The following is a 13,594-nucleotide window of genomic DNA, read 5'->3' on the forward strand; positions in this document are numbered from 1 at the left end:
CTCAGCGGAACGCGTCGCGCTTCGGGAAGCCCAGCGCGGGGATGCCGCCGCGGTCCTGGTATCGCTCGAGCCCCTTGCCGACCAGCACCCGCGGGCCCGTGGCCGGGGTGAAGAACATCATCCCCTTCTCGAAGAGCTGCGTGACGCCCGCGGCGTCGGGGGTCAGGGTCGGCACGCCGAGCGCCTGGCCGAGCGGTCCGGTGATCCCACCGAGGTCCGCGAACCGCCCGTTCATCGCCGAGGTCGCCATGTCCAGGAACTTCGACGACCCGGGCAAGATCTGCTCGGCGAGCTGATCGAGGCTGCCGAAGTCGATCCCACCGCCGCCGGGCGACGCCGGACCGGTGGGTGGTTTGACGATGCGGGGCGGTGCGGGCTGGCCCTGCACCGCGAACCACGAGGACTTCAGCTGCAGCTTGGTCCGTGCTTCCTCACCGCTCACCTCCGCGGTGCCACCCGAGCCGACCGCGCGGACCTTGATCGCGCGCCCGTGTTCGGCGCCCAGGCCGTTGGCCTCGATGACCTCGAAGCTCCGTAGGGCACCGACCCCGAAAGCCGATCCGATGCTGCCCGCACTCACGGTGGCCGTCCAGTTGTGGTTCGGCGAGACCGTATCCCCTTCGTCGACCACCGCCGGGAAGCGACCACCTGCGGTGAAACCGCCGGTCGATGCAGAGAACTCGGTGAAGGCCGGCTGTCCGTTCTGCAACAGGATCTGGCCGGCGGTGGCGTCGGCCGCCGCGTTGGTCCGCCGGTCCTCACCGGAGACGCCGCCGTAGACCTGCGAATTCTGGGTGTCGTCGATCTTCTTGCCGCCCGCGATCGCCGCGAGCGCGTAGGTGCGGGCCGCCACCGCCTGCGCCTGCAACGCCGCCGCGCCGCCGGAGTCACCCCAGGCGGGCAGGCTCTCGCGCGGGATGACGCCCTTGACGTAGTCGTCGACGTGGATGCGGTTGACCACGCGCCCACCTTCGAGGCCCATGGCCCCGCGGTAGGCCTTGTTCGAACCGCAGAACTTGAGGAATTCGCCGCCCGGTCGATTGGGCGCCATGCTGAGTGGTTCGACGAACGTGGCGGGTACCGACCGCACCGCCCCACCACCGCATCCGCTGAGGATGGTGGCCGTGCCCCCGGACAGGCTGACCGCCTGCCCGGGAGCCACCGTCTGACCACCGACTCGCATGCCGGCGTCCGCGTGCACATTCACCGAGCCCTGACCCGTGAGGGCCACCAGGATCTCGGGCCTGTCCACCTTCCCCGCGGTGGTGCCACCGTAGTAGTGGCGCAGGATCTGCTGTGCCGTCCAGCCCTTACGGGCGTAGCCGTACGCTCCCCATTGCCCCATTCCGCGGCCGTGGCCATGACCGTGCCCGATCAGCGTCACCGTCGACCCGACCGAGAGCTCGACCTGTTCGGCCGATTCCGATGAACTCGCAACCGCGAGTCCACCGGCCAGCAGTGCGGGCGCCAGCCCGGCCGCGGCCCAGGTCAACGCGCGGTTGCGAGCCCGTCCGGGCCGCGCACCGCTCGCCGTCCATCTCGGCAGACGCCGTGTAGGTCGGGCTTTGGTCACTGCAGAACACATCCTTCGGTCGCGACGACACCAGCCGCGGCTGCCGCGGACTCACGGCCTCCGTAACGCCTGTGACTGATGTGACGATTGGGACTTAAGTGACCCTAGTGAACCAAGGAGCCGATCTCCAACCCGAGGGGATCACAACCGGATCACGAGTTGCCCGGGCTGTCGTGACCTCGCACCGCCCTCGAGGATGAGCTGCCTCTTGATCAACAATCACCACTTGAACCACTCGTGCCTCACAGATAACAAGAACATCACGAGTTACGCGGTTGCGGCGTGTGTCGCCGACGTCCGGGATCGGCGACCGCGACGATGGCCGCCGTACCGAGCACAGTCGACCGCGTTCGAAGCCTCCGGGCTCCGACGCCGTCGGCTGCGTGGATGCCGACGGCTGACCGGACCCGACCACACCCCCACGACCACCCGTGCCGCGGTCCGACCAACCTGCGAGGAGACCTGAGTGCGTTACCCCAGACCGAAACCCTCGATCGCGCTCGCCGCGATCGCCGCTGCGGTCGTCGCGACACCGTTCGTGGTGATCGCGAGCCAGTCCGAGCCACAGCTCGTGGACAACAAGCAGACGGTCTCCGACACCGAGATCGAGCAGGTCCCGCTGCGGGAACTGCCCGCGGCCATCGTCGACGTCGCGTCTTCCGGTCTCGCCGCGGCCGGTGTCGAGCTGCCGCCGATCGATCCGGACGCGTTCCCGCTGCCGGATCTGACGGTTCCGCTGCCGAAGGGACTCGTACCGGGTGCCGGCGGGGCATCGACGAGCACCGGCCCGTCCGGGTCACCGGGTTCGTCGTCACCGGAGTCGACGCCCGGGTCGTCGACGTCGCAATCAGCGTCGGAGACCACAGAATCCGCGACCCCGACGACCGACGCTCCGACGAGCGAGCGTCGCGTTCCGTCGACCACCCGGGAGTCCCCGGATGCGGCGGCGACACCCGCGCCGCGAGGCGATCGGACTCCGGGCACAACCCGGTCGACCCCGAGCAGTACGACGCCCGCGACACCCACGATGCGCGACGGCCGCGAGGTCGGGGCCGCGGTGACGCACATCGTGCGCGAGGCGCCCATCAAGATGGTCGCGTTCACGTGGGACCGTCCCGTCGATGTCGACCTCAAGCTGCGCGCGAAGAACCCCGACGGCAAGTGGGGGCCGTGGACCGTCCTGGAACAGATCTCGCGCGGGCAGGCGCCGAGCGTTAAGAACCCGGTCGGCACCGAGCCGGTCTGGGTGGGCGACGCACGTGAGGTGCAGGTCGCCGCGAGCAAGGACGGACTCGCGATCCCGGCTGCGGAAACACAGGGCGGCGATCTCGCCCAACTGGCCGTCGGCACCGCGAGCACGGTGGTGACGGAGTTGGCCACCGTCGCCCTGAACGCGCTGAAGGCGACGCTCATCAGCCCGGAGAGCCTGCTCGGCCTGGGCTCGTCGTTGCTGTCGCCGCTGACCGGCGGGCCGCAGGTCGTCGCCCGCCAGGCGTGGGGCGCCGATGAGTCCATCCGCTGTTCGCAACCGGTCTACTCCCCGCACATGCGCGGCGCGATCGTGCACCACACAGCCGGCAGCAACGACTACACCCCGCAGCAGTCCGTCGAGATCGTCCGCGGCATCTACGCGTACCACGCGCGCAGCCTGAACTGGTGCGACATCGGTTACAACGTGCTGATCGACAAGTACGGCCAGATCTTCGAGGGCGCGTTCGGCGGACTCGACCGCAATGTCGAGGGCACGCACACGGGCGGGTTCAACAAGGAGACCGTCGGGGTGTCGATGATCGGCAATCTCGACGAGGTCCCGCCGACCGCGGCGATGGTGTCGGCGACCGGCAAGTTCCTGCGCTGGCGCCTCGGCAAGGCCGGACTCAATCCCGCCGGGACCGCGACGTTGACCTCAGAAGGCTTCGCCGGCACCAAGTTCGCCGCGGGCACCCAGTCGAATCTGCCGGTGATCTCCGGGCACCGGGACTACAACAGCACCAGCTGCCCGGGGGTACACGGTTACGCGGCGCTCACCGCGATCCGGGCGCTCGCCGGCGGTGCCCCGCCGGCACCCGAACCGACGCCGCCCGCCGATCCGGCCGCCCCGGCTCCCCCGCCGGCCGATCCCGGTGCCCCCGCGCCGCCGCCGGCCGAGCCCGGAGCACCCGCACCGGTACCGCCTGCGGCCTGATCCGCTGATCCGCGGATCCGCGAGACGATCAGCGCGGGGCGAACCAGCGCTCGAGTACCTTGGCGACGCCGTCGTCGTTGTTGCCGACGGTGACCTCGTCGGCGGCGTCGAGCGCCGCCGGGTGACCGTGGCCCATCGCGACGCCGTGCCCCGCCCAGGTGAGCATCTCGGCGTCGTTGGGCATGTCGCCGAACGCGATCACGGCGTCGGCCGAGAGTCCGGCGAGGTCGGCGAGGCGTGCGAGCCCCGACGCCTTGTGGGTTCCCGGCACCGACAGTTCGATGAGTCCGTTGTCGGTGGAGAAGGTCACCTGGGCGAGGTCGCCGACCACGGGCTGCAGCCGACGGGCCATCTCGTCGGAGGCCATACCCGGTTTGCGGACGAGGAGTTTCACCGCCGGATCACCGAACACCTCGTCGTCGCCGACCTCGACGTGATCGGGGTTGAGCCACGCGTGCTCGTAACCGGCACTCGCCACGAAGGGCGCCGTCGCCGCGTCGTGCGCGGACCGGCCCGCACGTTCGGCCGCGATGCCGCATCCCGGGATCTGTTGGTAGGCAATCTCTCCGAGTTTGACGAGCGCGTCGGGCTCGAGGTTCGCCGACCACAGCACGCGATCGTGCTCGGCGTCGTAGATGATGGCGCCGTTGGCGCACACCGCGTACCGGACGAACGCCTCGGTGCCGGCGAACTGATCGGTGATCTCGGCGATCCATCGCGGGGGCCGGCCGGTGGCCAGCACGAACTCCACTCCGGCGGCGCGGGCGGCGGCCAGCACGGACAACGTGCGCGGGGAGACCCGGTTCTCGTCGTCGATGAGGGTTCCGTCCACATCGCTGGCGATGAGTGTGGGTGGACCGAATGTCATCAGCGTCTGCTTCCTCTCGACCGAGCTCTCTCGGCGGCTCGTCTCGCCCGCGCCTCGGCTTTGCGCAGCGCCTCGTCGGCTTCGATCACGGCGGCCTCCTGGGGTGTCGGTGCCGAGCCGCCGAGTCGTGACGGAACCCAGAACTCACCCGGTGGGTGCGGACCGTAGGAGTCCTGGACCTCGAGGAGCATCGAGTTCATGGTGTCGCGGAGCCTCAGGGTCTCACGCTCCGGGGACTCGTCCGGCCCGGGGGTGAACGGCAGACCGTATCGGACATGGACGGGGAGCCGGCTGCGCCCGATGTCCCGCGCCCCACCTTTCGTCCACTGCCGATGGGCACCCCACACGATCGCCGGGATGATGGGGACGCCGGCTTCGGCTGCCATCCGGGCCGCCCCGCTCTTGAACTCCTTGAGCTCGAAGCTGCGGCTGATCGTCGCTTCCGGGTAGACGGCGACGATGTACCCGTCCCGGAGACGCCCGAGCGCGGCGCGATAGGCCTCCGCGCCGCGCGACCTGTCGACGGGGACCGTTCTGGTGTGGTTGACCAGGAACCGCATGATCCCGATGTCCATGACCTCGGACTTGATGAGGAAGCGGGTTCGGCGGCCGGCGCGCTGGACGCCGAGCGCGAGCGGGAGGAAGTCGACGTAACCGGTGTGGTTGACACACAGGACCGCGCCGCCGGTGTCCGGGACGTTCTCGACACCGGTGAAGTGCAGGTCGAGACCCTGGGCTCGGACGAGTCCGTTGGCGATGAGTTCCAGGGTGCGATACACCGGCTCGCGGTGCCCATGCCTCCCTGCGCTCATGAGTCCAGGTTAACGACGCCGGACGACACCGCGGGACGACGACAACCGACAGGCAACGTAGGGGCCCGAGGTCTGCTCAGACCACGCCGGGATCGTCGTTGCGCGGTTCGCGCTTGGCGGCCCGTTCGGCCTGCTCCCGGGCATCCATCTCGTTGGCTTCCTCGAGCGTCGGCGCGGAACCGCCGAGCCGGGCGGGAACCCAGAACTCGCCCTTCGGGTGCTCGCCGTAGGCCTCCTGGAGTTCGAGGAGTTTCGCACTCATGACCTCGTGCAGCTTCGCCGTGAGGGCGTCGGGGCTGCCCGTGGCATCGAGGGGCTCACAGACACCGATCGAGATCTTGTACCCGGTCCGACCCAGTTGCTTGGGGTGGCCCTTGGTCCAGACTCGTTGCGCGCCCCAGATGACCGTGGGCACGATCGGCGCACCGGACTCGATCGCCATCCGCGCGGCGCCCGACTTGAAGGCCTTCAGCTCGAAGCTCCGGCTGATCGTCGCCTCGGGGTAGACCCCGACGAGTTCGCCGCGCCTGAGATAGTCGACCGCGTTGCGGTAGCTGTCCGCACCCTGGGCGCGGTCGACGGGGATGTGCTTGAGCGAGCGCATGATCGGGCCGGAGATCTTGTTGTCGAAGACCTCTTTCTTCGCCATGAAGCGGACCTTGCGACGCCCCTGCAGGAAAGCCGGGATGCCGGCGTAGGTGAAGTCGAGATAGCCGGTGTGATTGATCGCGACGACGCCGGGGCCGTCGGCCGGTACGTGTTCGACACCCGACACCGTGAACTTCAGACCTTCGGCCAGCCACAGCAGGCGGGCGGCGGTGATCACGGTGTCGTAGACGGGTTCCATGCGAGAGAGCTTAGCCACTCGCCGCCGACCCCTCGCCGTCGTCGGCGGTGGCGAGCCGGGTGACGGCCGACACGAGGTCGACCGCTGCGTCGGCCAGTTGCGCGGGCGTGAGCGAGAGGCGGCCGTCGATGTAGTCGAGGTACAGCGCGACCAGTGCCCCCGCCAGCGCCGACGACACGACGGCGAGTCGCTCGGGTGAGCTCGCGTGCGACCCGGTGGTCATCTCCAGCACCGACGCGACGAAGCCGGGCACCGTTGCCGCCCGTCGTGCGCGCAGGACGTCGTCGGCGAGCGGTTCGCGCAGCAGGATGCGCGCTCGTCCGGGATCGGCCTCGAAGAACTCTCGGCAGACCTCGAGCACAGCCCGCACATTCTCCCGACGGTCGGCGACGCGTGGAAGGGCGGCGATCTCCGTCAGGAGCTGGTCGGTGACCCGGTCGTACACGTCCGTCACCAGGTCCTCGCGCGACGCGAAGCTCTCGTAGAAGTACCGGGGGCTGAGATTCGCCTCGCGGACCACTGCGCGCATCGTCACCGCACTCGCGCCGCCCGAACCGAGCAGCTGCTCGGCGACGGCGAGCATCTGCTCGCGACGGTCGGACGACCGGTCGGCGAGGGTTTGGCCGCGCCACAGTTTCTCCGACGTCACCCGGTCCGCCTGGTCACCAGTTCGCCCCGATCACGTGTTCATCGTCGCATCTCGCGCGATCGCACTGATCGACATCACCCGATTCACCGTGCAGCGGCCCAGACAGACTGCGCCGTGAGCCTGCTCACGCCGCGCACCCGAGGAGGACTCATGGCCCACGCGTCCGTCCGGCACGGCTCGATACCCTGGATGCCTGTAGTGCCCTGCCGCGCAGCCCCGCGCACACCATGAAAGGCCCCTTCGTGCAGATCACCAGCATCGGTCATGCCGGTTTCCACATCCAGACCACCGCCGGATCGATCCTCTGCGACCCCTGGGTCAACCCGACGTACTTCGCCTCCTGGGTGCCCTTCCCGGACAATTCCGAACTCGATTGGAAGACGCTCGGCGACTGCGACTACCTCTACGTCTCGCACCTGCACCGGGACCACTTCGACGAGCGCAACCTGCGCGAGAACGTCAGCAAGGACGCCACGGTCCTGCTGCCCGACTATCCGGTGCCGGACCTGCGCCGCGAACTGGAGAAACTCGGCTTCACCAAATTCGTCGAGACCACCGACTCGGTCAAGACGACGGTCACGAACGACAAGGGTTCGCTCGACGTCATGATCATCGCGCTGCGCGCGCCCGCCGACGGGCCGATCGGCGACAGCGGCCTGATCGTCTCCGACGGCGAGACCGTCTGCTTCAACATGAACGACGCCCGCCCGATCGACCTCGACGTCGTCGACGAGGCGTTCGGACACGTCGACGTCCATCTGCTGCAGTACTCGGGCGCCATCTGGTACCCGATGGTCTACGACATCCCGCGGAAGTCCAAGGCCAACTTCGCCTCTCAGAAGCGGCAACGCGGAATGGACCGGGCGCGTTCGTACATCGAGCAGGTCGGCGCGACCTGGGTGGTCCCGTCGGCCGGCCCGCCGATGTTCCTCGACGAGGATCTGTTCTACCTCAACGACTTCGGGTCCGCGGACACCGCCGACGACACCTCGATCTTCCCCGACCAGGAGACCTTCCTGGAGCAGATGCGCATCCACGGCACCGACGACGGTGAGAAGCACCGCGGCCTGATGATGGTGTCGGGTTCCGTCGCAGAGTTCTCCGGTCCGGTCCTGAACGAGGTCACGCATCCCTACGCACCCGCCGACGTCTTCGGCGAGAACAAGCGCGCGTACCTCGAGCGCATGAAGGAGAAGTTCGCGCCGGTCATCGCCGCGGACAAGGCCACGTGGGCACGGGCCGAGGGCGAGCCGCTGCTGCCGGCGCTGCGGGACCTCTTCGAACCGATCATGCGACAGTCGGACCTCATCTGCGACGGCATCGGCTACCCCGTCGGGCTCGTCATGACGCCGGGCGGGGGCGCGGCCAACGACGCCACCGAGACGGTCGTCCTCGACTTCCCGAACCGCATCGTGCGTGAGCCGAAAGAAGGAGAGGGCAAGTACCGCTACGGATTCCGCATCGCCACCGAGCTGGTGCGGACCGTCCTGCGCGACGACGAGCCCGACTGGGTCAACACCATCTTCCTGTCGACGCGCTTCACCACCTGGCGGATCGGCGGGTACAACGAGTTCCTCTACACCTTCTTCAAATGCCTCACCGACGAGCGGATCGCTTACGCGGACGGGTGGTTCGCCGAGGCGCACGACGACTCGGCGTCGATCACCAAGGACGGCTGGGAGATTCAGCGGCGGTGTCCGCACCTCAAGGCCGACCTCGGCAAGTTCGGGGTCATCGAGGGCGAGAAGCTGACCTGCAATCTGCACGGATGGCAGTGGGACCTGCCCACCGGACGCTGCCTGACGTCGAAGGGACACGACCTCCGCGCGTCCAGACTCGACTCGTAGCCGGATCGCCACCCCGATGACCTCCGAACGCACGTACGGTGGCCGTTCGGTGAGCGACCGCGCCGCCGAACGGCGGCAGCGTTTCCTCGACGCCGCGCTGGTCGAGTTCACCGGCACCGGCTACGCGAAGTCGTCGGTGACGTCGATCTGCCGGGTGGCCGGACTGTCTCGCCGGCAGTTCTACGCGGAGTTCACCGACCGCGAGGAACTGCTGGTCGCGCTGTACGACACCGTGCAGGGCGCCGCTCGCGTCGCCGTGGCAGAAGCATTGGCCGCCAGCCCTTCTCGGGATCTCCGCGACCTGAGCACGGCGGCGATGCGCGCCTACATGGAATCGGTGGGCACCGATCCCCGGCGCGCGGCGGTGTCGTTCGTCCAGATCGTCGGGGTGAGCCCCCGCGTCGAGCAGCACCGCCTCGACGGCCGTGAGGAATGGGTCGAGTTCTTCGTCGACGCCATGTCGGAGTTCGCCGATCGCCCCGCGACGCCGCGGCAGCGCCACCTCGCGATCGCATTCGTCGGGGCACTCACCGGCCTGGTCCATCGCTGGAGCGAATCGCCCGAACCCGGCACACTCGACGACGTCGTCGCGGTACTCGCCGACATCCTGCTCGCCTTCACCACGCTCTGAGACATTCGCCGCCCACCCCGGACGTTGTGTCCTCGGACACACCGGGTGTATGTTCTGCCGAAGTGTGAGACACCTCCGTCTCACTTTTCGGAAGGGTTGCCATGCGGGGATGGAAACGCCACAGCTCACGGATCGTCGTGCGCCTGACTGTCGGGATCGGACTGGTTGCGCTGATCGCCGGCGGACCACTGGGTTCGGCTGCCGCGAATGCAACCCCAGCGTCGGTCCCGGTGGCGCCGGTCCTCCCGTTCCCGGTGCCGCCCGCGATCCCGGAGTTCGACACGGACTTCTATCTGCCGCCGCAGGCGGTGGTCGCGGCCAAGAAGCCCGGTGAGCTCATCGCCGCCCGGCGTGTCCATGTCGCCGCCCTGTCGGTGATCCCGATCAACGTCGACGCCTGGCAGATCTCCTACCGCTCGACCAACACCCGCGGCGAGCCGATCCCGGCCGTGGCGACGCTGCTCAAACCCAAGGGGCCGGCGAAGCCCGGACCGTCGAAGCTGGTGTCGTGGCAGTCCGCGGAGGACTCCACCGCGATGTACTGCGCGCCGTCGTATGCCTTGCAGCAGGCCTCCATCCCGGGGCAGCTGACCGGCTCGGCGGACTCGAGCCTCGAGGTCCTACAGATCACCTCGTTGGTCGGCGCCGGCTGGTCGGTCGTCATCCCCGACCATCAGGGCCCCGAATCCGCCTTCGCAGCCGGGCCTCTCGCGGGACGCATCACCCTCGACGGGATCCGGGGCGCGCGGAACTTCGCACCACTGGGGCTCAGAGACGACGTGCGGGTGGGTCTGATGGGCTACTCCGGCGGCGCGATCGCCACCGGGTGGGCAGCGGAGTTGCACTCACAGTACGCGCCGGAACTCCCGATCGTCGGCGCTGCCGAAGGTGGGGTGCCCGCGAACATCCGAGCGCTGGTCGATCTCGCCGACAAGAACGCGGCGTCGGGTCTGATCATGGCCGGCATCATCGGCGTCAGCCGCGAATACCCGGAACTCGACCGTTTCCTCCAGCGACACATGAACCCGCTCGGCAGAGCCCTGCTGGCGACCAAGAATCCGCTGTGCCTCACCTACCAGGCCGCACTCGCCCCCTTCGTGAACATCAAGGGCCTGGTGAACCTGCCCGGCGATCCACTGGACCACCCGACACCGCGAAAGGTGCTGGGTCAGCTCGAAATGGGTCACACCACGCCCGACTTCCCGATGTTCATCTATCAGTCGAACCCCGACTGGATCGCCCCCGTGGGCCCGGTCAACGAGTTGGTCCGCTCCTACTGCGCCGATGGCGCGAGTGTGCGATACGTGCGCGACCATTTCAGTGAACACATCACCCTTGCTGTCGAGGGGTTCGCGCCGGCCATCGTGTGGATGCGGGATCGCCTGGACGGCAAGCCGGCACAGACCGGTTGCACCACAAGCGATCAGGGATCGATGGCGCTCGACCCGACCACCTGGCGCGCGTTCGTCAACCTCGTGGGCAACAATCTGGCCCTGGTGATCAACCAGCGGTTGGGCAATCCGCCGCGGGTGCCGTGACGCGGTGCCCGGCACATACGGTCGGGTCACCCCGGCGCGCGGAGCGTCAACGACGCCGCACCGAGTTTGAAGATCGGCTGCTTCGACGCCGGATCCCAGTCGGTGATCGTCAGCTCGTTGGCCGCGCGGTGGTGCCCGGCGTCGTCGTCGGCGTCCCAGTATCCGTAGTGGAAGGGCACGAACAGGACACTGCGGCGGATGCCGGCGATCCGCACCGTTGCGGTGATGGCGCCGCGCGGGCTGGCGATCTCGACGAGGTCGCCGTCGTGCACACCGGTGCGCGCGGCATCCACAGCGTTGACCTCCACCCACACCTCGGGTGCCGCGTGCTCGAGTTCGGGCGCTCGTCCGGTCTTGGTGCGGGTGTGGAAGTGGTAGACCGTGCGTCCGGTGATCAAGGCGAACGGGAACTCCGCACCGGGACTCTCCGGAGGAGGCAAGTAGGGGACCGCCTTGATCAGCGCCCGCGAGCCCGGATTGATCGCCCGGTAGTCATCGGCGTCCAGCGGATCACCGGTGACGAGGTCCTTGCCGAACGACTCGCAGTGATCGGCCGCGCTCCAGAACCGCCCATCGGCGTACAGACGCTCGGTTCCGTCGGGAGCGTCTGCGGTGCAGGGCCATTGGACTCCGCCGCGCGTCCGCAACAACTCGTAGGACATCCCGCTGTAATCGCACGGCCGGCCCGCGCTGCAGTCCCGCCAGGCGTCGAACGCCGACTCGGCGTCGGTCCACGGCGGCAACGGATCCCCGTCCCGGTCGCGGAAGTCCATCCGCCGCGCGTAGTCGAGGAAGATGTCGAGGTCGGGCCTGGCCTCACCGGGTGGCTCCACCGCCTTCTCGGACAGGTGCACGGTGCGGTCGGCGTTGGTGAAGGTCCCGGTCTTCTCGCCCCAACCGGCGGCCGGCAGTACGACATCGGCGAGTTCGGTGGTCTCGTTGGGAAACATGTCCTGGGCGACCACGAACAGGTCGTCCCGCCGGAGGATCGCCCGGATCCGCGACAGTTCCGGTAGCGACACAGCAGGATTCGTCGCACTGATCCACAGCATCCGCACCGACCCCGCCTCGGCCAGGCGGAAGATCTCCATGGCATGCGTGGGTGGATTCTCATGCGGGAGATGATCCTTGTCGATGTTCCACAGCTCGGCGAGCTCGGTCACGTGGTCGTCGTTCGCCCAGTTGCGGAATCCGGCGAGGTCGCCGTCCGCGCCGCATTCCCTGGTGTTCTCGGCGGTGGGCTGACCGTTCATCTGCAGCAGACCGCATCCCGGCCGGCCGAGCATGCCGCGCACCAGGTGGATGTTGTTGACCCCGACGGCGGCGGCGGTCGCCTGGTGGGACTGATAGAAGCCCTGCAGCACCGTCGACGTCAACCGCTCGGCGGTCCCGAGCAGTCGTGCCGCATGGCGAAGGTCCTCGACCGGCACACCGCAGTCAGCGGCGACACGGTCGGGTGGGTAGTCGGCCACCACGCGGAGCAGGTCGTCGAAACCGACTGTGTACGAATCGATGTACTCCCGGTCGACCCACTCGTTGGCGATGATCTCGTGCAGCAGCCCGTTCATCAGCGCGACGTTCGTCCCGGGCATCGGCGCGAGATGGACGGTGGCGTGCCGGGCCACCGGCGTGCTCCGCGGATCGACACAGACGATGGCGGGCGGGTTCGGTCCGGCCAGGCGGTCGAGCATGCGCATCCAGGTGACCGTCTGGGTCTCGGCGATGTTGTGACCGAACAGCGCGATGGTGTCGGCATGGTCGATGTCGGTGTAGGTGCCCGGCTGACCGTCGCTCGCGAACGATGCCTTGAGTGCTTCGGCCGCCGTTGCCGTGCACAATCTGGTGTTGCCGTCCACGTGGTCGGTACCGATGGCGCCGTGCGCGATGACCGCCAGTGTGTAGTACTCCTCCAGGAAGAGCTGACCGGATGTGTAGAAGCCGATCGCGGACGGACCCTGTTCCTCGAGCAGCAGCCGGGACCGCTCGACGATCCGGTTCATGGCAGTGTCCCAGTCGACCGCGACGAGGCGGCCGTTCTCCCGTACGAGGGGGCGCGTCAGCCGGTCGGGCGACGAACTGGCCTGCCACCCATAGAGATCCTTCACGTCGACGCGACCGCGGTTGACCCGATCCTTCGCCCGGCCCCGGACCCCGACGATCCGGTCGTCGGTCACCGCGATGTCCAAGGCATCACCGTTCGAATGCAGCACCGATGCGGACCGAACCCACCGCTGTACATCGTCGTCGGTCAACCCGTCGGCGAGGTGCTGGTCGACACGCGTCGGCCACTGTTCCCCGGATGCGTAGGGGGTGCGCCTACCCCACGGATCCACGATCCTGTCGTTCACCGTTCCTCCTGACGACACGACACCGATGTCGTTCCGCGGTGTACCCACCGACACCCGAAGTCACTCGTTCGGCGGCCTCTGACCCCGACGGTCCGTCCTCCGGATTACCTCGCCGCGATTGTGGGTAGACCTCCGGCACGGCAGGAAGGGACCTGCCCGAGTCGATCGTTACCGACCCGTTGCGCGCAGACACGATCCGACGTCGACGCACGCACATCGACCCCACGTCGGCGACCCGATTCATACGATGGCGTCAGGACTTTCGGCCCGACCGGGCCCGGGGACCAGACGTCGCA

At 68.5% G+C, this 13,594-nt stretch carries 10 protein-coding genes; 4 read left to right on the plus strand and 6 right to left on the minus strand.

The genetic code is table 11. The annotated features are described in order from the left end of the window. Position 1: 1 nt before the first annotated feature. Entirely contained in the window at positions 2-1,585 is a 1,584-nt protein-coding gene (locus AB4Z55_RS01070; RefSeq protein WP_239450644.1) for a SpoIID/LytB domain-containing protein, read from the minus strand. 454 nt (positions 1,586-2,039) lie between these two features. Here AB4Z55_RS01070 and AB4Z55_RS01075 point away from each other — a divergent pair, with 454 nt between their 5' ends. After that, complete coding sequence (locus AB4Z55_RS01075; RefSeq protein ID WP_369518949.1) at positions 2,040-3,758, plus strand: peptidoglycan recognition protein; 1,719 nt, start codon at positions 2,040-2,042, stop codon at positions 3,756-3,758. Between the two features lie 28 nt (positions 3,759-3,786). Here the strand turns inward: AB4Z55_RS01075 and AB4Z55_RS01080 are convergent, their stop codons facing one another. The 4 genes from AB4Z55_RS01080 to AB4Z55_RS01095 form a co-directional block, all read right to left on the minus strand. Beyond that, the gene (locus AB4Z55_RS01080; RefSeq protein ID WP_101822511.1) at positions 3,787-4,626 is read right to left on the minus strand and encodes an HAD family hydrolase; all 840 of its coding nucleotides are present in this window, start codon (positions 4,624-4,626) and stop codon (positions 3,787-3,789) included. After that, positions 4,626-5,438: a 1-acyl-sn-glycerol-3-phosphate acyltransferase gene (locus AB4Z55_RS01085; RefSeq protein ID WP_101822509.1), complete on the minus strand. Its 813-nt coding sequence runs from the start codon at positions 5,436-5,438 to the stop codon at positions 4,626-4,628. Before AB4Z55_RS01085 ends, AB4Z55_RS01080 begins: the two co-directional genes overlap by 1 nt. A 76-nt stretch (positions 5,439-5,514) precedes the next feature. Next, entirely contained in the window at positions 5,515-6,285 is a 771-nt protein-coding gene (locus AB4Z55_RS01090; protein WP_101822506.1) for a 1-acyl-sn-glycerol-3-phosphate acyltransferase, read from the minus strand. 10 nt (positions 6,286-6,295) lie between these two features. Beyond that, positions 6,296-6,934 (minus strand): TetR/AcrR family transcriptional regulator, encoded by a 639-nt coding sequence (locus tag AB4Z55_RS01095; RefSeq protein WP_369518950.1) that lies wholly within the window; start codon positions 6,932-6,934, stop codon positions 6,296-6,298. Positions 6,935-7,176: 242 nt separating this feature from the next. On the opposite strand from AB4Z55_RS01095, the gene AB4Z55_RS01100 reads away from it, so the two are divergent. The 3 genes from AB4Z55_RS01100 to AB4Z55_RS01110 all read left to right on the plus strand — a co-directional run bounded on the left by AB4Z55_RS01100 (position 7,177) and on the right by AB4Z55_RS01110 (position 10,950). After that, positions 7,177-8,781 (plus strand): Rieske 2Fe-2S domain-containing protein, encoded by a 1,605-nt coding sequence (locus AB4Z55_RS01100; protein WP_369518951.1) that lies wholly within the window; start codon positions 7,177-7,179, stop codon positions 8,779-8,781. 16 nt (positions 8,782-8,797) lie between these two features. Next, on the plus strand, positions 8,798-9,412 hold the full coding sequence (locus AB4Z55_RS01105) for a TetR/AcrR family transcriptional regulator (RefSeq protein ID WP_004021388.1): 615 nt from the start codon (positions 8,798-8,800) through the stop codon (positions 9,410-9,412). A 101-nt stretch (positions 9,413-9,513) separates the two neighbouring features. Further along, entirely contained in the window at positions 9,514-10,950 is a 1,437-nt protein-coding gene (locus tag AB4Z55_RS01110) for a lipase family protein (RefSeq protein ID WP_369518952.1), read from the plus strand. A gap of 26 nt (positions 10,951-10,976) precedes the next feature. Here AB4Z55_RS01110 and AB4Z55_RS01115 read toward each other — a convergent pair whose 3' ends face one another. After that, complete coding sequence (locus tag AB4Z55_RS01115; RefSeq protein WP_369518953.1) at positions 10,977-13,298, minus strand: molybdopterin oxidoreductase family protein; 2,322 nt, start codon at positions 13,296-13,298, stop codon at positions 10,977-10,979. Positions 13,299-13,594 lie beyond the last annotated feature (296 nt).

It is taken from the genome of Gordonia sp. ABKF26, assembly GCF_041103195.1.
GTDB classification, from domain to species: Bacteria; Actinomycetota; Actinomycetes; order Mycobacteriales; family Mycobacteriaceae; genus Gordonia; species Gordonia terrae.